We start from the raw sequence: 21,338 nt of genomic DNA, 5'->3' as shown, positions 1-21,338 counted from the left end.
TAATCAAATGATTGGAAAAAATATTGCCGAATTGCGTAAGAAAAGAGGATATACGTTATCTGAATTGGCTGAACAGGCAAATATATCGAAGTCTTATCTAAGTAACATTGAGCGCAATCTAAATCGCAATCCCTCACTTCACATTATGGAAAAAATTGCGCATGTATTGAATGTCGATTTTGTTTCACTATTAAACCAAGAAACGCCAACATTGGCTCCATATTACATAGAAAAAGAATGGATTGAATTTGTTCAAGAACTAAAAAGGAATGGTCTTGAGAAAGAACAGATTCCTCAGTACAAACAATTAATTGATTTTATAAAATGGCAAAATAACACATCCGATAAATGAGATAAAGCTTTCATTAAAGTTAGGTGGTTACAATGATTATGTTACCGAAAGTAAGTGTTATTGTACCTATTTTCAACGTGGAAAAGTACTTAACAAGGTGTATTGATAGTATCGTAAATCAAAGCTTCACTAATCTTGAAATAATATTAGTTGATGATGGTTCACCGGATAACTGTGGAAAAATTGCAGATGATTATGAAAAAAAGGACTCCCGAATACAAGTAATTCATAAAAAAAATGGGGGACTATCCGATGCTAGAAACTACGGGATGAGAATAGCTACAGGTGAATTAACTATTTTTGTAGATAGTGATGATTGGTTGGAACTTACTATGATTGAAGAACTTGTTCGTACGAGTTTAACATTTAAAGCAGATATAGTTCAATCTGCCTTTTATTATGCCTATGAAGATCATTTAATTTTTGATAATAGATATTTTTCCAAAGATGCCCCCCCATTAATATTAGACAATCAAGTATTAATGGCTGAGTTAGTCATTAATGAAAGAGTGAAGAATTTTGCATGGGGAAAGCTCTATAGGACCAGCCTTATAAAGGATATACCTTTCAAAAAGGGCGTTTTATTCGAGGATGTATTTTGGGCTCATCATGTTATGCAGCGAGTCAATTCTTATGTAATTGTTCATAAACCCTTGTGTTACTATTTTCAAAGAGATGACAGCATCGTAGCTTCATATACCACAAGGAACTTGGATATTATCCAAGGGTTAAAAGAAAGACATAATTTTATTGAAGAATATTATGAAAACTTGGCCAATGATTCGTACCAGTCTCTTCTTAAGAATATTCTTATTCATTATAATCTCCTTTTAGCTAACAGATCAAAAGACAAAGGCGGATTGTTAAGGAAAGATCTTCAAAACTATTTAAAGACTCATTATCGTGAAATTAATGAAGCTGTTTCGTATAATCGCCAATTACAAACTCAGTTACATCTCTTTAACATACACCCTTATCTTCATACTTTATATTTGGCTGTATACAAACTTTTTAGATTGACAGGGTTTCATACAAAGTCTCCTAAACTAGAACGTATAAATATATCAAATAACATAAAGGGGATTCCTGAATAATGGGTACACTATGGCTAGCTCTAAAAAAAAGGATCACTTTTCTTCTTATTCATTTATTAAATCTGCTTCCTGTTAAAAAAAATAAGATATTTCTTTATAGTTATTATGGCAGCCAATATGGGTGCAACCCTAAATATATTACTGAATATATACTAAAACATTACCCTCAAGATTATTTCGATCTAGTCTGGGCTTTTAATGACTTAGAATCTAAAACAGAAATAACAAACATCAGAAAAGTCAAAACCATGACTTTAAAGTATTTTTATGAATTATGTACTTCTAAGGTGATCATAACTAATTATAGAACTAATGAATTCTTCATAAAAAGGAAAAATCAATACTACATACAAACTTGGCACAGTTCCTTAAGGTTAAAACAAATTGAAAAAGACGCTGAAGAAAATTTACCAGAACAGTATATTCAAATGGCTAAAAAGGATTCTTTAAAATGTGATTTACTATTATCCGGGTGTCACGATAGTACGGAAATTCTCAAAAGAGCATTTTGGTATAATGGAGAAATTTTCAAAAAGGGTATACCAAGAAATGATTTCCTTTTTCATTTCGATCCTAAACAAAAACAAGGAATATTTACCAAGCTAGGCATTCCAGAAGGAACTAAAGTAATTTTATATGCTCCTACTTTCAGAAAAGGCAACAGCACTGAAATATATAACCTTGACTACTCAAGTACCCTAAAAACTTTGAAAGAAAAGTTCAATGGTAATTGGTTTTTTTTAGTTAGACTACATCCTCATTTACTCTCTGAAGCGCATAAATTAATTAAGGGTGAAAATGTTATGGATGTAACAGAATATGACGATATCCAAGAACTCTTGTATATATCGGATATTCTTATTTCAGACTATTCATCCATGATTTTTGACTTTTCAATCACGAAACGTCCCTGTTTTTTATATGTGCCAGATTTATTGGAATATACAAAAACGGATCGAGAACTGTACTATGACATTTCGAATTTACCGTTTATAAGCGCAGTCAATAATGCTGGTTTAAATAAGAAAATTTTACAATTTAATACTGAAATATATGAAAACGAATTGAGCAGCTTTCTTGAACGAATTGAAACATATGAAGATGGTAAAGCAAGTGAAAGTTTATTAAATCATATAGAAAAAATTTGTTTTAACAAACTAGGAGGTAAAATTGATGAATCAATACAAAATAGGATATACAACAGGAGTGTTTGATTTATTTCATGTAGGGCACCTTAATATCTTGAAAAAAGCAAAAGAAAATTGTGAATACCTTATTGTTGGAGTAAGTACAGATGAACTTGTAATGGAATATAAAAATAAACAGCCTGTAATCCCCCATAATGAAAGAATGGAAATTGTAGCAGGTATAAAGTATGTAGATAAAGTAGTTTCTCAAACGAATCGGGATAAATTTACTGCATGGGAAAACCTTCAATTTAATCGAATGTTTGTAGGGGATGATTGGAAAGGTGACCCTCTATTCAATGAAGTGGAAATAAAATTTAAACAGGTGGGGGTAGATATCATCTATTTCCCTTATACGAAGGGAGTCTCCACATCAATTGTCAAAGAAAAAATTAAATTATAGGACTGAGAGATGAATTCGTAAATGAAACCATTAATTAGTGTAATTGTACCTATTTTTAACACTGGTAATTATCTAAGGGAATGTATAGAAAGTATACTTTCACAGTCTTTTACAAAACTAGAACTTATTCTAGAAAATGATGGCTCAACGGATCAAAGTGGAGATATATGCATTGAATTTGCTGTTATTGATTCAAGAGTAAAAGTTATTCATCAAAAAAATTGTGGGTCAGCATAGCTAGAAATGCTGGATTAAACATGTCTAACGGTAATTATATAGGATTTGTTGATAGTGATGATCGGATTGATAAAAATAAGTATAAAATACTTTATCAGTTATGCGTAGAAACAAATAGCGATATTTCTGTTTGTCAATTAGGAAGAGAGATAGAGTTGAATCTAATTAATAACTATACAACTAAATTTATCAAAGAGATGGAATATTCTGAAGCAATGGAAGAACTCTTTAAAGGAGTCCTATTTAGATTTTCCTTAGTAAACAAGCTATTTAGTAAAAGTTGTTTTGATAATATCTTATTCCCAGAAGGAAGGATTCATGAAGATTTGTCTATCACCTATCAGCTTTTTGCAAAGAGTAAGCGAACAGTTTATACAAACTATATTGGGTATATCTATGTAAAAACTGAAAACAGCATCCTTACATCGAAGTTCAGTAAAAAAAGACTAGACGCTTATATAGCCTGGGAAGAAATATTACCATTTATGAAGAAAAATTATAAACAATTTTATACCTAGTAATCTCTTGTTATGTATATTGGTGTATTGATAATATTTTTTATATTCTGAATCAAGTTGAAAACAAAAATTATAAAAAATCTTATTTAAGAATTATTAGAGAAAGTATAGTAAAAAATTCAAAAGAGATAATTATGAATGATTCTTTAAATATAAATATATTCTAGCATTATTCTATTTTAATGAAAATTTATTAAGTATCTCACATGTAGTCAAAAAAAGATTTTTAAATAAAAATTATAAGAAACTATATTTAATAAAGTGAAGTGAAAAAAATGAAAAAAAATCTCCTTTTTGTAATTGATTCTTTGGATTGTGCTGGTGCGGAAAAAAGTTTGGTTACCTTGCTTTCACTTCTTGATTATTCAAAGTACTCGGTTGATTTAATGCTGTTTGCCCACGAAGGTATTTTAAAAGACTTGGTTCCGCGAGAAGTGAACATTATAAAGCCGCTTACTTATACGGAGTTTTCAAATTTAAGTCTTTTATCTGCATTCATCTATTCTGTCAAAAAATTAAATTTCAAGATGATTGCAGCCCGATTACAATACTCGTTTGATATCAGAAGAAAAAGTTATAATAATCCTCAAAAAGCAAGGGTTTTTTGGCAAGCTATTAGTCCTGTCATAGAGAACAATTCTAAAGTTTATGATGTTGCTATAAGTTATGCACAAGGAATTCCTACCTTTTATGTTTCAGAAAAAGTAAAAGCTAAAGTAAAACTTGCATGGGTAAATGTAAGTTATCGATTAGATGAAAATGAAAAAACATTTCAGAAGAAATACTATGATCAATTTGATAAAATAGTTGCTGTTTCTGAATCTACAAAAGAAATTTTCAATGAAACATTTCATCAATATACAAACAATACACAGGTGATTTATGACATTAATAATGCTGATTTCATTATGAAAATGGCGAATATCGGTAGAAGTTATGAAGATGGTTTTACTGGAATAAGAATACTTACCATAGGAAGGTTGGCTGAACAAAAAGGCTATGATATCGCTATCGAAGCTTGTAAAAAACTAAAAGAGGAAGGGATACACTTTAGATGGTATGTTTTGGGGAAAGGACCTTTAAGAGAAGATATTGAAAGACAGATTGAAAGGGATGGTTTAATGGATCATTTCAAATTACTAGGGGTTGAAGCTAATCCATACCCGTTCATTAAAGATGCAGATATATATGTCCAAACATCAAGATTTGAAGGATTTGGCCTTGCAATAGCTGAAGCAAGAATGCTAAATGTTCCAGTGGTCACAACTCGTTTTGATGCAGTTTATAATCAAATGGTGGACGAGAAAAACGGTTTAGTAGTGGATATGAATGCTGATGGAGTTAGTGAAGGAATCATGAGATTGATTAATGAAAAGGATACAAAAGAAAAAATCATCGATTATCTCAAAACTGAAAAAAAAGGGAATCAAGAGGAAATTGAAAAGTTCAACCAATTAATCGGATAAAACTCATCAAAAAAGGGAGCCATCCAATGAAAAAGATATTATTTATGGTAATCAATATGAATGTTGGGGGGACTGAAAAAGCTTTACTTAATATGGTTTCAGCATTCCCTAAGGATAAATTTAAGATTACCATTTTAATGTTGGAGAAGCATGGTGATTTTCTGAACTATATACCTGAAGGGATTCGAGTAGAATACGTCAAGGGATATAAAAATATAAAACATTCAATTATTGAACCTCTTCATTCAGTTGCATTAGGGCATTTTAAAAAAGGAAATCTCATTAAAGCCAGTATTATATTACTTTGTTACTTATCTTCAAAACTAATGAAAGAAAGAAGTTTATATTATAGATATATTTTAAGAGGATTTCCAGTAATACAACAAGAATATGACATAGCGGTAGCATATGCAGGCCCTATGGATTTCATAAGCTATTATGTTACTAATAAAATAAAGGCAAAAAAAAGAATACAATGGATTCATTTTGACGTTAACAAAATAGGCTTTAATAAATTCTTTGCAGCTAAGATGTATAAAAAAATCGATAAAATTTTTGTGGTTTCCGAGGAAGGAAAAGAACGTTTTTTGAATAAACTTCCTTCATTAATTAATAAAACGGACGTTTTTTCAAATGTGGTTTCACAAGAGTTAATCGAATATCAAGCTGAAGAAGGTAAAGGATTTAGGGACACATTTGATGGAATAAGAATTTTAACAGTTGGAAGACTTTCATACGAAAAAGGCCAAGATTTAGCCATTCAGGCATTAACTAAGTTAATTCATAATGGATATAAGGTAAAGTGGTATTGCATTGGTGACGGAAATTCAAGAGTGAACTATGAAAAGCTAATAACAAATTGTAATGTTTCCGACCACTTTAAACTTTTAGGTTCAGATCCAAATCCTTATCCATATATTAAAGATTGTGATATTTATGTTCAACCTTCTAGACATGAGGGTTACTGTATCACTCTCTCTGAAGCTAGATGTTTAAACAAACCAATCATAACTACGGATTTTACCGGTGCTAAGGAACAAATAAAAAATGGTGTTACTGGTCTTATCGTTAATTGTGATGCAAATGAAATTTATAAGGCGATTGTCAATTTGATAAATGATCCTGTTTTAAGGAATGAATTAACCAGTAATTTAGCAGGTGAAAATATTAATTCAAATAATGAAGTGAAAAAAATAGTCAATATACAATAAATAAATTTCAGGATTTATTTTGAATTGGATGGAAGGTACATACAATGAAAAATCAACTAAAAGCAGGTGCAGGTTTATCTTATATTGCACTTTTCCTTAACATCTTCATTTCTATAATTTACACTCCATTAATGTTAAATCAACTTGGTCAATCAGAATATGGCTTATACAGTTTAGCTAGTTCAGCAGCGGGTTATATAGGAGTATTAAACTTTGGCTTAGGCAATGCCGTAATAAGATATACAGCAAAATACAGAGCATTAAATGATGAAGAAGGCTGCTCCAACCTTTACGGTTTATTTTTCAAGATTTATATGACTCTTGGATTAATAGCGTTAATTTTAGGTATTCTATTAACTTTAAATTCAGATTTGATTTTTTCAGATACTTTAAATGGAGAAGAGATTAATAAACTTAAATTACTTATGGGAATCATGGTTTTTAACATATCTACAGGTATTGGGCTAGGTGTCTTCAGTGTAATAGTACTAGCGCATGAAAAGTTTGTTTTCCAAAAATTGATTGTAATCGCATCATCACTCATAACCCCACTAATTATGTTACCCCTTTTATTTATGGGATATGGTTCCATAGCAATGGCAATTGTGACTACGGTCTTAAATTTATTATTTATAGTACTTAACATGTATTATTGTTTCAAAAAACTGGAAATAAAAATATCCTTTGGAAAATTCGATTCCAAATTATTTAAGGAGATTATTATTTTTTCATCTTATATATTTTTGAATTTAATAATCGGACAACTATATACATCTACCGATCAAGTTATTCTTGGTATGTATAGTGGTACTGTAGCGGTTTCTGTTTATGCTGTTGGAGCATCATTTACTGGTTACTTTTCTGGATTCTCTTCAGCAATATCGAATGTATTCTTAACACGTGTTTCTGGAATGGTTATTAAAGGAGTATCTAATAAAGAAATATCAAATCTATTTATAAGGATAGGGAGGATTCAATATATAATCATTTCTTTTGTCTTAAGCGGTTTTATTGTATTTGGAAAAGAATTCATAAACTTATGGGTCGGTGAAGAGTATATTGTTTCATATACCGTTGCATTAGTTATATTAGTACCCATGATTGTTCCTCTTATTCAGGGAATGGGTGGAGTTATACTACAAGCCAAGAATATGCAAGGTTTTAAATCAATAGTTAATATTTTCATTGCATTTGCAAATGTTATTATAAGTATTATTTTTGTTCAATTTTGGGGAGTTATTGGTTGTGCCATAGCAACTTGCATTGCTTTTACTTTAGGGAATATTATAATAATAAATATTTTTTATTGGAAAAAAATCAAATTGGACATACCGAAGTTTTGGGTTAATATTCTTTTTATGAGTTTCCCACTTTTCATTAGTATTATATATGGTGCCACTATTAATAACTTAATAATAGCTAACTTGTGGATAGTTCTAATAGTGAAAATTATTGTATTTTCTATTCTGTACATTTTATGTATGTGGTTTACTGGAATGAATAAATATGAAAAGAGTCTAATCATCGTGCCAGCCAGAAATTATTTTCACAAGTTTAGGCTAAGGGTTAAGAATCAAGCCACTTAAATTAATACAGTGCGGAATTATATTGGATTAAAAAGTCAGACAAATATAAAAAGATTATATACAAAGGAGAAAATATGAAACTTGCATTTATATCTGATATTCATGGGAACGCATTAGCATTAGAGGCAGTATTGGCAAATATTAAAAAACACGATGTAGATAAAATCTATGTTCTAGGTGATATCTGCTTCCGAGGGCCTGAACCAAAACGATCACTCGATTTAGTCCGCTCTCTGGAGACAGATGTAATAAAAGGGAATGCTGATGAATGGGTTGTTCGGGGAATAAAAGAAAAAGAGGTACCTGTTCAACTATATGAAATAATGAGTTCAGAAGTTAATTGGACAAGTTCTAAACTGAACGCTAAGGATCGTGAATACTTGGAAAAATTACCGACAAATCTAAATATCGAACTTGAAAATCTCAAAATTCATGCCTTTCATGCAACTCCAAATGACTTATTCGAAGTTGTTTTGCCGTCAGAAAGTGATGAAACTATAAATGAAAAATTAATGAAAAATAGTTCAGCCGATATATTCATTTACGCTCATATTCATAAACCATACATCAGATATATAGAAGGTAAGTGCATTATTAATATTGGCAGCGTAGGTCTACCATTTGATGGACTTAGAAAACCGTCATACGTATTACTTAATATTGAAAAAGATAGTTTTCAAGCCTCTATTATTAGAGTTGATTATGATGTTGAGGAAGTTATTCAACAATATGAAATTTTGGATTATCCTAATAAGGAATTAATGAGCAGTATTGTGTTGAATGGGAAAATTTAATCATTAAAGTTGTAAATCATCCCTGATAAGAAAATAATCCATCTTCACATTAGAGATGGATTATTATTTTATCTCGGGACGTTCAAAACATTATCTAATATTCACCTTGGTACTTTAGATTATTAATTAATTAATTAATTAATTAGGATTGAAAACTCCATTGACAAAATTATTTAGTTTGACATGATTAGCATTAAGCTTTATTTGTACATTATTTAGAAAATTATCTTTGAAGACTAAGGGGACAGACGGAGATTTTTCTGCATAGACTGCGATAAGGGAATTGGTGGATATAAATTTATTATTTGTAATCAAAACAGTGTCAGCAACTAGGGTATTTACTAGTTCAATCATTCGGCCAGTAGACGTCGCAGGAAAATTAAACGTATTATTATGAAACTCAAAGTTCCCCCAAACCCCGCTCAGATAAAAAGCATTAGACTTACCAGCCAAATAGCTATTACTGATTTTAAAATGGTCTACTTTTGATGATGGGCCCATGTAGAATTGATAATAGCCCTCCCATTCAAAGTAACAATTATGAAAGTCATAAACTGACTTGGCAGCTAAAGTTCCAACACTTAGACGACCAGCATTGATAAATTTACAACCATTGTAAGTACCAGCCGGTAATCCAGTCACCCTATTTTCTCGATGTTTAATATTTTTAAAAGTAGTATTGGTGAAATTCCATCCATAGGTGCGACTTGGAACCACAGTGAATGCTTCCAGTCCATTTCCTTCAAATACACAATTAGATATATTTTGAGGTTCGACACTAAATATTAGTGGTGCACCAGGATTAATTGTTGATGTATAAAAATCTTCATCATAGAAAAATTTACAATTATTAACTTGTGCTACGTAGGCTTTCTTTTTATCAATGGATAAAGGACTATTATGAAAGAAGCAATTGTCCAAAAGTGCCTCTTTTTCTCCTAATAACAGCAATTTGCAATTAAATAAGTGATTATCAGAAAAGAGTGTATCGCCAGTTAAACGGGGTCCCGCATCGTGAAAAAAGTTATTATTCACAATTGCTTTGTTAACACCAGAATTTATTGTGAAAATTCCTAGCTTAATTTTATTATTGGTAATGCTCACATGACGCCCTGAAACAGCGATAATGTTATAACTGGAATTCTCGTATAAGTTATTCCCATCTATATAAATATATTGATTCAAGTCATAACCATCTTCTATATCAATAGCTCCACTTGGGGCTGTCCCACTAATATGGTGAATCTCACAGCCTCGGATATAACAATGCTTAACACCACAAATAGCGATTCCTAATCTTCTACAATGATGTAAATTGCATTTATCTATATACACATGTTTAGGGAATTCCGGAGTTCTAACAACAAGTGTGTTACCACTTTTTGAGGGGACAGTACTTTGATGTAATACTGCTTTTGCGTAACTTGCGCCAGAGGGGATTTCTACTTCATCAAAAAAATGTACATTCGTTACAGATGATAAAAAAGTGTCATTACCAGAATAAAAAATTACATCATATGTGTCAGTTGTTATTTCATTACCAATGCCACCATAGCTGTCTCCATATAGTCCGAAATAACCTGTGTTCAATATCTGGGGGACGATTGGCAGCTTGATACTTGTCCGTACTCTCTTTGAGTCATTCACTATTGTACCATTAGCAGTATTTATTCCACCGCTCTCCAAGTTTCCTTGAATTGAAGGATACCCACCGCCAATACCTCCATAAGATGCAACGGCTATGATGGCATCACCTGTAGTATTATAAATTTCCAAGTTATCTAGACTAATATAACGAACCCCTTGTTTTAATTCAATACCCACACCAAATTCATGGGTCCCACCGCTAGAGTAATTATGCGTGTATCGATCGCCTTCAATTTTTCCGTTTGTTATTCTGGCATATTGCTGCTTATTTTTAAGAGAGATTATTGCATATCCAATCAAGCTATTATCTCTAATCCTCAAAACTGATCCGCCTAGATTAAATGTCATAAAACTTTTTGGTTGAATGGGATTGTTTTCATCTATTAAATAGGTGCCTTTTGGTAATACAAATTCTATATATCCTTCTTGGGCTGCCCAGTCTAATGCGCTATTTATACCTTTAGAAGTATTAACAGGGTCAGTATTATTATTTTTCACGTTCCATCGGTCCAATTCTAGTACATATGAACTTTCCATAAAAATTCTCCTTCATTAAAAGAATTAGACTTCTCACACTTTATTTTTCATAATAATTCGAGAAATCCTCACAAAATAGCATCGATTAAAGAAACTATATGATTATGATATGCAAGAGAGGACAAGTTGTAAGGGCAAAAAGTGCTCGGTCATTTCAAACTTTTTTCACATTTATATTTTAAGGGTATAAAGTGATGAGTGGATTGGGGGATAGATGTAGTTACAGAACGTAAACAAGATAATATAAAAAGTTGCACAAAAAAACGCGTTAAGATCTTTAGAAAAGACCTTAACGCGCTTTTTTACTTTATTATAACCATCAAGGAACAAAAACCCTTACCCAGCATCCATCTATATATTGAAATTCCCAATGTCCCGTTGCGGAAGAGATGGCTGTTTCAAAGGTAACAATTTGATGATGCAATACTTTAGGCGCTTCGTATTTCTTTTTTGCTTTGATTTGCTTTTCCATAATTATTCCTCCCAATTATTTAGAACATGAGCATGTTCCTTTGTCAAAATCATATAAATTGATTGTTTCTTTATTGCCAGCATTGTCAATGCTGTAGTATTCCAATGTGTGGGTTTTATCGGCAGTTACATCAAAAGGTTTTGTATAGACCTGCCAAGTTCCTCCGTTTATTCGATATAATGTTTCTTTTACTCCAGATTTATCATCTGAGGCATTGTAGGTAACCGTCAAGGCTATTACATAGGTATTTTTGTCGTTAAAAATAGGAGTCATTTTATTTTTCGTAATCGGTGGTATGGTATCCGGATCGACAACTGTTATGATAGCTGAGTCTGAAAAGCCACCTTCCTCGGTTGTGACTGTAATTGTTGCTTGACCTATACCGACCGCATGGACAACCCCGTTTACAACGGTAGCTACACTAGAATCTGATGTTGTCCAGCTTACATTTTGGTTTGTTGCAATGGAGGGATTAAGCTTTGCTGTTAAACTTTGATCTGCGTCTCCAAGTTTGAAATTCAGGCTTTTAGGATCTAGAGATACACTTACTACTGGGGCTGTGACAATGACAGTAGCAATATCCGTAAACCCGCCATTTTCTGTTGAAACTGTGATGATGGCTTTACCTGGTCCAACAGGATGGACAACACCGTTATCAACGGTGGCAACACTTGAATCTGAACTGGACCAAGTGACATTCTTGTTGGTTGCATTAGATGGTGAAACCGTTTCTGTTACACTTTTATCTTTTCCGCCAACAAAAAGTTCAAGTGTGTCAGGGTCAACCGTTACTCCAGTAACCGGTACGGTAACAGTAATATTTGCTGAAGCTGTGAAGCTGCCATCCTCCGTGGTAACAGTGATTGTTACTTGGCCTGGTCCTACAGGATTAACGACACCGTTATCAACTGTTGCTACTCTCGAATCTGAACTGGACCAAGTGACGCTCTTATTAGTTGCATTGGATGGTGAAACTGTTTCTGTTAAGGTTCCGTTTTTTCCACCAACAATCAAGTTCAGTGATGCAGGATTCAGTGAAATACCCGTAACAGGTATTTTGACAGTAACAGATGCTGAAGCTGTGAAGCTGCCATCTTCCGTGGTAACAGTGATTGTGGCTTGGCCTGGTCCGACAGGGTGGACGATACCATTATCAACGGTGGCAACACTTGAATCTGAGCTTGACCAAGTGACATTCTTGTTGGTTGCATTGGATGGTGAAACCTCGGCGTTTAAAGCTTTATCCTCACCGTCAACCGTTAGATTCAAGGAATTCGGGCTAATGTTTACTCCAGTCACTGGGACTGTTACGGTCACTTTAGCGGTTTCTTGTATTTTTCCATCTTCTGTAGAAACAGTGATGGTAGCCAACCCTGGACCTACTGGATGAACTATTCCATTTTTAACAGTTGCCACATTCGAGTCGGATGTAGTCCATATTAAATTTTTGTTTGTTGCATTGGATGGAGTGATGGTCGCAGTTAAGATCTCATCTTTTCCACCAACAGTCATGTCTATATTCTTCGGATTAAGTGATAGACTCTCAACAGGTACTAGTTTACTAGCACAAACAGAAACTATTGACCAATCAAACCGCCCATTGTTAGTGAAAACCTTTATTATGGCGATTCCTGGCGTTACGGCGTGAACCCTACCGTTTGAAACGGTAGCTACTCGTGGATTTAAAGAAAACCAACTAAGCTTTTGATTTGTTGCATTCTCCGGTATGACTTTGGCTGTTAATTGCGATTCATCATTAACAGTAAGATTTACTAGTTTCGGTTGTAACGTAACACTTTTTACGGCAATTTCCGGTTCACATACTATTACTTTCGTTCTCGCCTTAAAATTCCCATCTTTTGTCGTGACTGTAACAGTTGTTGTACCCGGACCTTTCGGATGGACTATACCGTCGTTAGAAACCGTTGCGACTCGAGTGTTTGATGAAGACCAAGTCACTTGCTTATTTGAAGCATTAAAAGGTTTGATCGTTTCAACAAGTTCCACATCTTTATCATTAATTTTCATTTTTATAGTCTCTGGAGCTAGAGAAATCCCTGTCACATGAACAGGTTTACTTCCTTTTCCACCTCCATTTGTCGCATATGCCTGCGAGTTGCCCAAAAGACATAAAAAAAGGATTGCAATCGTTAAAATTGTGAGCGTTTTAATATTCCTTGCAAATGACATGAAATTTCCCCCTGTGTTAAATGTTTATATAAACTGAATTTTTCTTGTAAAACCCCTCCTTTTCACACATGAAGCCTTTATTTATAAAGAATAAGTCTAGAAAAAACAGGATGTTTGTAGTGGTATGTTTTCCTCGCTCATTCGTTACATCTCATTTTTATAATATTTACTAGAACTAAATACCTGACTTTTTTTTAGAATACCACCGTTCTCTGTAAAGAACAATATGCGTTTATGAAAATTATTTAATTCAGTAAAAACAATTAAATAATAAGGTAAAGTATAAGATAACTTGTGCTTTATATACTTATACTTTTAATTCAGGTAGCTGAAAATGTTCTTTAAAAAGAATATATAATGAATTATAATAGCGTGTATAGGAGTATTATCCTAATGTTGGATATTCTATTTAAACATTTTCGGTCGATAAAAAAAGGGGAGAAAGGAATCTAATTATGAAAATATTTCACACTAAAATAGGGGATCATTTCATTCAATTTGAAAATGCCCCCGAATATATAAATGGGATGTTCCGAGAATTGGAGGGCGCAAATTATCGGCCTGACCTAACCGTAACAATCCAGATGGACTTTGGATCATCTTTTGTGAACTATGATGTGAAAGAAGATAGGCAGGCTGATAGAATTTATTTTCGAAGGTCTGATTACCTAGTAGAAGTAGATGCAGAATATCAATATGCAGAGGTTTCCGCTTATAATGAATTGGCTTTAAAGCATGCATTAATTAATTTATACAGTTCGTTCATTGTATACCATGAATGGGGGCTGCTGCTTCACTCTTCTTGCGTAATAGAAAATGGTAAAGCTCATATTTTTGCTGGTCATTCTGGTGCTGGAAAATCAACGGCAGCAAAATTATCTTATCCGCGAAACCTTCTCTCGGATGAAACAACCATTTTAAAAATTTCATCCGAAAAAATAGAAGTATATAATTCGCCATTCCGAAGTGAAATCCTAGTTGCTGGGGAAGAAGAAATTTTCCCATTAGGGAGTATTCAAGTCTTACATCAGTCTCTTCAAAACCAAAGAGAAATACTTACTAAATCGGATTCGCTTATAACAATGATAAATAAAGTGTTTTATTGGTCAGATCATCCAGCAAATAAAAAAGTGATACTAGGGATGTTAACGGAACTGGTAAACCAAGTACCTATATATAACCTCTTTTTTCAGAAAAACGATACTTTTTGGGAGTTGATTTCGTAATGGTCCAATATATTCAAAGTAATCATGTGGAAGCCACGCAACTTGGTGATGAATGGATTATTTTACATACTGAAAAATTCACAGTGACAAAGCTAAATGAAATCGGTGGGTTTTGCTGGGGGCTTTTAAACCAAGCACAAACAGTGGACTCCTTGATTCAGACATTAACTGATCAATATTTAACGGCAGAGGAAATAGCAAAAGATGACATAGAGTCGTATTTATTGGATTTATTACAGTTTGGATTAATTCAGCATGTTATTTGACAAGGAGATTGTCGAATTATTTAAGATGACACTGAAAAAAGAGGGCTCACTTAATTTACCTGCGCAAGGATGTAGTATGTATCCTTTTATAGAGGAAGGGGATATATGTAACTTTAATGAATGCAATCCTTTTCATTTAAAAAAAGGGGATATTATTTTGTTTTACACTTCATCTAATCGATTGATTGCCCACCGGTATTATAAGGAAATGAAAAGTGATCAGCAACCCGGATACCTTTTCAAAGGAGATACTAATGTAAGCTTTGATCATACAGTACAATTGGAACAATTGATTGGTAAACTTGTTTATGTCCAAAAACGGAATTCCAAATTGCATGCTTCTGGTTTTCTAGCAAAAGCATGGGGTGGATTAATACTTACATTTCCGTTTATATCGAGGATGTTACGAAAGCACCTAAATTTACAACAAAGAGTAAAGGGGAGGCTTTCCCATTGAATCCAACGATACTGCAGGTACTATTTGAACCGCAAGTAAAGTTGCCAATTGACTCAGAATATTATTGGCAACTTCTAAATGAAATAGAAAAATCGAAAATTCATCCGCAAATATTGTTCCTAATGAAAGGGAATGGGAGGTTTATGGATACTCCAGCGTTCTTTCAGCAAGTAATAATTGAAAAATTTCAAGGTGTCTTTTATCAAAATATCCTGATTAAAAGTCAAACAGATTTGGTTTTGCGTGAATTTGAACATAACGGCTTAGATGTTATTCCTTTAAAAGGGACGCTTTTTTCTGAGGAACAGTTCGGCCATCTTGGAGCTCGGCCCACGTCTGATATCGATTTACTAATTAAAGCTAGTGACATGGATCAGGCAATTGAATCGGTCAAACAATTAGGGTATAAACAAAAGGAGAAACAAATACCTAATCATTTTCATACTTCGTTCAGTAAATACCTTCCTGAATCCAAAATCCCACTAACCGTCGAACTTCATTGGGATATTTTAAAGAAAGATACGGCTAATTTGGAAATCACCGAGTTTTGGAAAGAAGGATATCTCATCAATGACTCACTTCATGTTAAACAACTTTCCGATTACCATCTTTTTTATACGATTTGTCTCCATGGGTGGCGGCATAACATGGATTCATTAAAGTATTTTATAGATATCATTCAACTTCTTATAAACCTGGATATCGATTTTGAAAGATTACTAGCGGATGCTAAGCGTCACAAAACAAAAAAAAGAATCATCAGAACGTTATCGATTGTATATGAGCAGTTACCTATTCTTCATTCAGTTAAAGAGTTTCCTTACTATATTCCGACTTTATTCAACAAAAGGAATTCTGCAATCAATAAGTATGTGGACTTCATTGACTATTCATTTCTAAGTTTTGATTCACCTAAACATTCCATAATTGAGCTTCGTAATTGGTTATATCTCCAAAAATAAATGTTACTGGCTGATTTAAATTTCCCAATACCCAAAAAGGTTGAAAGTATACTTTATATTAACGAGCTAAGAAACTAAAATGATAACGTTCTTTATATGGTCTAATCACTGATTTCTATGGCTTTATTTATAAGAACTAGAGAAATTTTCCCCAAAATGTTGTATAGTTAGGTATGCAGGGATTCGAACAAACATTCGTTTCTTGGAAGCAGATTACATCTTAGAGGGACAGGAGAGAGACAGTGAACGGTACAGCACACATGGCTATAGGGGCAACAGTTGGATTCTTGACGGCAAACACACTTCAAACAGATCCGACCACCACTTTATTCTTGGTGGGCATTGGGGGAGTTTCAGGGCTAATGCCCGATATGGATATTGATGGGAAGTTAAGTAATAGGATTACCTTTTCACATAAGTTTATCCGAACGATAGCACAAACGATTGGAATTTTAATGATCATTTATAGTCTTTTGGAAGGCTCTGAAACGGAAAAGTGGATCGGTGCTGGGGCAGGAATCGGAATCATCATTATTTCATCTTTCATTAGGCAAAGGCATATGCTGACCTTGTCTGGATTAGCGGTATTAGGAGGCGGTTTATCTCTGCAGGAAAGCTGGTTATGGCTGTTAGGAGTCTATATTATCCTGGCATCCTTTACAGCACATAGAAGTTATACCCATTCGATTGCCGGCATCGCCTTCTATGGCGTCATTGCCTTTCAATTCGAAGCCTTTATGGGGATTGACGGAATTTTCACCACTTGTATAGTAGGATACATAAGTCATTTAATTGCAGATTTGAAATGTTTACCTTTTAATAAACGTGGAGTGAAATTATTTCTTCCATTTTTCTCAAAAGAATTTTGACAGTGGTTTTTACCGCTGTTTTTTTTATGAAGAAAAGATAGTTTTTTAAGGTGCTTTTCAATATATTGAATGGACATTTGATTCGACTTAATTCTATGTTTTATATGGTCATTCTTCCTAAATCTACTAAATGTAACATATTTGTAAAAATCCTGTGATGCGAGTGATATAGCTTTTCTAGTATATTAGGTTTAGCAAATCACATCAGGGGGTAAATAATTTGTTTAAGAAAATTGTCGTCGGATTGTCATTGGCTATCACGCTTGTAACCACATCCTTTGCTGGGGACCAAGTGGAAGCTGCTTCATATCATACAAAAGCGATTAAAGTGGCTAAAAGTGAACTAGGTACAAAATATAAAATGGGTGGCATTTCCTCTTCAGGTTTTGATTGCTCCGGTTTAGTGAAGTATTCATATCAAAAGGCTGGTAAGAATTTACCAAGAACAGCTGCTGACATATATAAAAAAGGTAAGAAAGTTAAAAGCCTGCAAAAAGGGGACTTAATGTTCTTTGCACCAAATAAAGCGAAAAAACCTACACATGTGGCTATATACATAGGAAATAATGAATTCATACACTCTTCATCATCTAAAGGAGTGTCATACGCTAAAACCAATAATAGTTATTGGAAGCCAAAGTATATCGGTGCGAAACGTATATAATAGAAGAAAATCAATTTTAATATAAAAAAGCTAAGAGATTTATTGAAGTTTCTTTTAATATGTAGACAAAAAGGTTTCGGAAGGTTTCATTCCGAAACCTTTTTGATTTTTTATTGGAATTGAAGCAGCTATTGCGGAAAGGATGGCATGGGTTGAACAACTAGGGGAATTTTAAGAAAGTATCGATATCACCTCAAGTATTAATACTACTTAAAAACAAAAACTGTAGGCAAAAGTGTTCTATCTTAAAATTAAAACAAAGTTGATTGGAGCGGGTGTACGAGACTCCTGCGGGAAATGCGCGTCTAAGGGAGACCCCGCAGGCAAAAGCCGAGGAGGCTCCCCTACCGCCCGCGGAAAGCAAGTGCCTGGAGTGGAAATCCAACGTTAAAAATTGTACTAACCTTAAAGAGTCTTAATAAAGTCTTATTTTGTTTTTTAAAATAAGAGTGATTGAGGCACGTGGACAAGAGAATTTGCGTTTTGTTAATAGTTGAAGGTTATCGAGTCCTGAACTGGATAATCAATACTATGAAGCATTCATAAAAGCTTTTTAGTTGACTGGAAATGGATAGTTTAATATGCTAAGCAAACCAAAACGAAGCAATTCCTTTTTTATGCAAAAAAATTCCCAGACAAAATTATTGAAAGTCAAAGAAGGTCAATGTATAATAAAGTCAGAAAGTCAAAGAAGGTCAAAGATTTATTTTCAATTTAATTTTTTAAAGGAGGAGTACTACATGCTTTGTGAAAAATGCCATGTAAACCAAGCTAATATTCAAGTTCACCTAAATATGAATGGTCAGGAGCATGATGTAAAACTGTGCTCCACTTGTTATAAAGAAGAACGAAACAAACTTGGAGCAGCTATGGGCGGAATGGATATGGGGAAATTCCAATTTAACGGATCTCCAAATTCATTCAATCCATTTAATTATAAAGGTGTACCAAAACCGGATTCAGCTGAACAAGCCGAGGACGGAGGATTGCTTGAGGAGTATGGCCGCAATTTGACCGATGCTGCTAAAGCAGGACTTATTGATCCGGTTATCGGACGAAATGAAGAAATCAAACGTGTCATTGAAGTTCTAAACAGACGCAATAAAAATAATCCAGTTTTAATCGGTGAACCTGGTGTCGGTAAAACAGCCATTGCTGAAGGTCTTGCTTTAGCGATTGTTGAAGGTTCAGTACCAGTTAAATTGCGTAATAAGCTAGTATATATGCTTGATGTAGCATCCCTTGTTTCCAATACTGGAATTAGAGGGCAATTCGAAGAAAGAATGAAGCAATTGATCAGCGAATTACAGGAAAGAAAAAATGTCATTTTATTCATTGATGAAATTCATCAACTTGTGGGTGCTGGTTCGGCCGAAGGATCAATGGATGCAGGAAATATCTTGAAGCCTGCACTTGCACGCGGCGAACTTCAGCTTGTCGGAGCAACCACTTTATCCGAATATAGGAAAATTGAAAAAGACGGTGCCCTAGAAAGGCGTTTCCAGCCTGTACAGGTTAACGAACCTACAACGGCTGAGGCATTGGTCATCTTACGCGGTTTAAAGGAAAGTTATGAATCTTATCATGGTGTAACATATGGTGAGGAAGCCCTAAAAGCGGCTGTTGAACTATCGAACCGCTACATTCAAGACCGATTCCTCCCTGACAAGGCAATTGACTTAATGGATGAAGCTGGTTCCAAGTTGAACCTGACCATCGAAGACGGCCAGGTAGAAAACATAAAAGTACGACTGGCGCAAATTTATAAAGAAAAAGAAATGGCCTTAAAAGAAGAAGCATATGAAAAAGCTGCCGTTCTTCGTGATGAGGAAGAAAAACTGGAAAAGTCATTGCAAGCAGGGGAAGATGCAATTAAGCCAACTGTAACCGTTGAAGACATTCAAAATATCATCGAACAAAAGACTGGCATTCCTGTAGGTAAGCTCCAAGAAGATGAGCAAGAAAGAATGGTTCATCTCCAAGCGGAGCTGATGAAAAAAGTAATTGGGCAGGAAGAGGCTGTCAAAAAGGTATCCAAGGCCGTTCGAAGAAGTCGTGCCGGGTTAAAATCCAAAAATCGTCCTACCGGTTCTTTCCTTTTCGTTGGTCCGACAGGAGTCGGAAAAACCGAATTGGCGAAAACTCTTGCTGAGGAATTATTCGGGGACAAGGACGCTATGATTCGTCTTGACATGAGTGAATTCATGGAGAAACACAGTGTTTCCAAATTAATCGGTTCTCCTCCTGGATATGTTGGACATGAGGAAGCTGGACAATTGACGGAAAAAGTTCGCCGCAAGCCTTACAGTATCATCTTATTGGATGAAATCGAAAAGGCACATCCGGATGTCATGCATATGTTCCTGCAAATCATGGAAGATGGCCGCTTAACCGACAGTCAAGGCCGGACCGTTACTTTTAAAGATACCGTGATCATCATGACGAGTAATGCAGGAGTCGGTGAGAAACAAAAAGTAATGGGATTCGGTACAAGTTCAGCTGTGGAAGAGGCTTCAATCCTGCAATCTTTAGGCAGCTTCTTCAAACCGGAATTCTTGAACCGGTTCGATAGCATCATTGAATTCTCAGCATTGAAGAAAGAAGATCTTCTGCAAATTGTTGATATCATGATTCACGAGCTAGACGAAACACTTGCTGCAAATGGTTTATCTTTAGATGTGACCGATGATGCGAAACAAAGGCTAATTGAACTCGGATATCACCCAACTTTCGGGGCGAGACCGCTCCGCCGTGTTCTACAAGAACAGCTCGAAGATGGCATCACAGACTTTATTTTTGAGCAGCCTGAAGTTAAGAACTTCAAGGCAATTGTTGAAGATAACTCAGTGAAAATTATTAAAACACCATAAAGAGTACTAGAAATGCCTCCAAGACCGTAAAACTGTTATGGAGGCATTTTTTTCTTTTTTTGGATTCACAATTCATTAAACGATAAGTAAGGTCCAGCAAAATGAACGCTGCTTTCGATTATTAAATATAGATTTCTGAATTTTTGACATATTTTCAGAATGGATGTTTTGATGGGTAATGCCTGTGGAATCATAACATAACGGAAGATTTGCTCATGATTATAAAAATGAATAATTCCTGTTTTAGAATGGGAATTTCAATGGAGGAATGACCTATTAAAGATTCACTTTCTTATTTTGAAGAGGAAAATAAAAATAATCAAACACCTA

Annotated in this window: 18 protein-coding genes and 1 pseudogene; 16 read left to right on the top strand and 3 right to left on the bottom strand. The window is 34.1% G+C overall.

Annotated features, from left to right (window positions below):
- The first annotated feature begins 7 nt into the window (after positions 1-7).
- The 9 genes and pseudogenes from J7I90_RS03035 to J7I90_RS02990 all read left to right on the top strand — a co-directional run bounded on the left by J7I90_RS03035 (position 8) and on the right by J7I90_RS02990 (position 8,848).
- Positions 8-352, top strand: coding sequence for a helix-turn-helix domain-containing protein (locus tag J7I90_RS03035; protein ID WP_214768333.1), 345 nt, complete (start codon positions 8-10; stop codon positions 350-352).
- Positions 353-390: 38 nt separating this feature from the next.
- Positions 391-1,446, top strand: coding sequence for a glycosyltransferase family 2 protein (locus J7I90_RS03030; protein WP_214768332.1), 1,056 nt, complete (start codon positions 391-393; stop codon positions 1,444-1,446).
- Complete coding sequence (locus tag J7I90_RS03025; protein WP_214768331.1) at positions 1,446-2,660, top strand: CDP-glycerol glycerophosphotransferase family protein; 1,215 nt, start codon at positions 1,446-1,448, stop codon at positions 2,658-2,660. The genes J7I90_RS03030 and J7I90_RS03025 overlap by 1 nt, the downstream gene beginning before the upstream one ends.
- Positions 2,620-3,036, top strand: a complete 417-nt coding sequence (locus J7I90_RS03020; protein WP_214768330.1) for an FAD synthase family protein — start codon at positions 2,620-2,622, stop codon at positions 3,034-3,036. Before J7I90_RS03025 ends, J7I90_RS03020 begins: the two co-directional genes overlap by 41 nt.
- 21 nt (positions 3,037-3,057) lie before the next feature.
- Positions 3,058-3,791 (top strand): annotated as a pseudogene (locus J7I90_RS03010) (glycosyltransferase).
- A 275-nt stretch (positions 3,792-4,066) separates the two neighbouring features.
- Complete coding sequence (locus tag J7I90_RS03005) at positions 4,067-5,257, top strand: glycosyltransferase (protein WP_214768327.1); 1,191 nt, start codon at positions 4,067-4,069, stop codon at positions 5,255-5,257.
- A gap of 26 nt (positions 5,258-5,283) precedes the next feature.
- Entirely contained in the window at positions 5,284-6,468 is a 1,185-nt protein-coding gene (locus tag J7I90_RS03000; RefSeq protein ID WP_214768326.1) for a glycosyltransferase, read from the top strand.
- Between the two features lie 44 nt (positions 6,469-6,512).
- The gene (locus tag J7I90_RS02995; protein WP_214768325.1) at positions 6,513-8,054 is read left to right on the top strand and encodes an oligosaccharide flippase family protein; all 1,542 of its coding nucleotides are present in this window, start codon (positions 6,513-6,515) and stop codon (positions 8,052-8,054) included.
- 74 nt (positions 8,055-8,128) lie between these two features.
- A complete protein-coding gene (locus tag J7I90_RS02990; protein ID WP_214768324.1) occupies positions 8,129-8,848 on the top strand; it encodes a metallophosphoesterase family protein in 720 nt (239 codons plus the stop codon).
- 138 nt (positions 8,849-8,986) lie between these two features.
- Here J7I90_RS02990 and J7I90_RS02985 read toward each other — a convergent pair whose 3' ends face one another.
- From J7I90_RS02985 to J7I90_RS02975, 3 genes are all read right to left on the bottom strand, one after another.
- Positions 8,987-11,032 carry a right-handed parallel beta-helix repeat-containing protein gene (locus J7I90_RS02985; RefSeq protein WP_214768323.1) on the bottom strand — a complete coding sequence of 682 codons (2,046 nt, stop codon included), beginning with the start codon at positions 11,030-11,032 and terminating at the stop codon, positions 8,987-8,989.
- Positions 11,033-11,351: 319 nt separating this feature from the next.
- A complete protein-coding gene (locus J7I90_RS02980; protein WP_214768322.1) occupies positions 11,352-11,504 on the bottom strand; it encodes a hypothetical protein in 153 nt (50 codons plus the stop codon).
- Between the two features lie 15 nt (positions 11,505-11,519).
- The gene (locus tag J7I90_RS02975; protein WP_214768321.1) at positions 11,520-13,694 is read right to left on the bottom strand and encodes an Ig-like domain-containing protein; all 2,175 of its coding nucleotides are present in this window, start codon (positions 13,692-13,694) and stop codon (positions 11,520-11,522) included.
- Positions 13,695-14,149: 455 nt separating this feature from the next.
- Here J7I90_RS02975 and J7I90_RS02970 point away from each other — a divergent pair, with 455 nt between their 5' ends.
- The 7 genes from J7I90_RS02970 to J7I90_RS02940 all read left to right on the top strand — a co-directional run bounded on the left by J7I90_RS02970 (position 14,150) and on the right by J7I90_RS02940 (position 21,008).
- Entirely contained in the window at positions 14,150-14,920 is a 771-nt protein-coding gene (locus tag J7I90_RS02970; RefSeq protein WP_251025056.1) for a hypothetical protein, read from the top strand.
- On the top strand, positions 14,920-15,186 hold the full coding sequence (locus tag J7I90_RS02965) for a PqqD family protein (RefSeq protein ID WP_214768320.1): 267 nt from the start codon (positions 14,920-14,922) through the stop codon (positions 15,184-15,186). Before J7I90_RS02970 ends, J7I90_RS02965 begins: the two co-directional genes overlap by 1 nt.
- The gene (locus J7I90_RS28020; protein WP_214768319.1) at positions 15,176-15,643 is read left to right on the top strand and encodes a signal peptidase I; all 468 of its coding nucleotides are present in this window, start codon (positions 15,176-15,178) and stop codon (positions 15,641-15,643) included. Before J7I90_RS02965 ends, J7I90_RS28020 begins: the two co-directional genes overlap by 11 nt.
- On the top strand, positions 15,547-16,605 hold the full coding sequence (locus J7I90_RS02955) for a nucleotidyltransferase family protein (RefSeq protein WP_251025055.1): 1,059 nt from the start codon (positions 15,547-15,549) through the stop codon (positions 16,603-16,605). Before J7I90_RS28020 ends, J7I90_RS02955 begins: the two co-directional genes overlap by 97 nt.
- Positions 16,606-16,847: 242 nt before the next feature.
- On the top strand, positions 16,848-17,474 hold the full coding sequence (locus tag J7I90_RS02950) for a metal-dependent hydrolase (protein ID WP_214768317.1): 627 nt from the start codon (positions 16,848-16,850) through the stop codon (positions 17,472-17,474).
- Between the two features lie 220 nt (positions 17,475-17,694).
- The gene (locus J7I90_RS02945; RefSeq protein WP_251025054.1) at positions 17,695-18,138 is read left to right on the top strand and encodes a C40 family peptidase; all 444 of its coding nucleotides are present in this window, start codon (positions 17,695-17,697) and stop codon (positions 18,136-18,138) included.
- Positions 18,139-18,878: 740 nt separating this feature from the next.
- Positions 18,879-21,008, top strand: a complete 2,130-nt coding sequence (locus J7I90_RS02940) for an ATP-dependent Clp protease ATP-binding subunit (RefSeq protein ID WP_214768316.1) — start codon at positions 18,879-18,881, stop codon at positions 21,006-21,008.
- Positions 21,009-21,338 lie beyond the last annotated feature (330 nt).

This window comes from Bacillus sp. ISL-57, from assembly GCF_018613135.1.
GTDB lineage: Bacteria > Bacillota > Bacilli > Bacillales > DSM-1321 > Peribacillus > Peribacillus frigoritolerans.
Note: the sequence above shows the minus strand (reverse complement) of the source record. Positions and strands in the feature narration are given on the sequence as shown.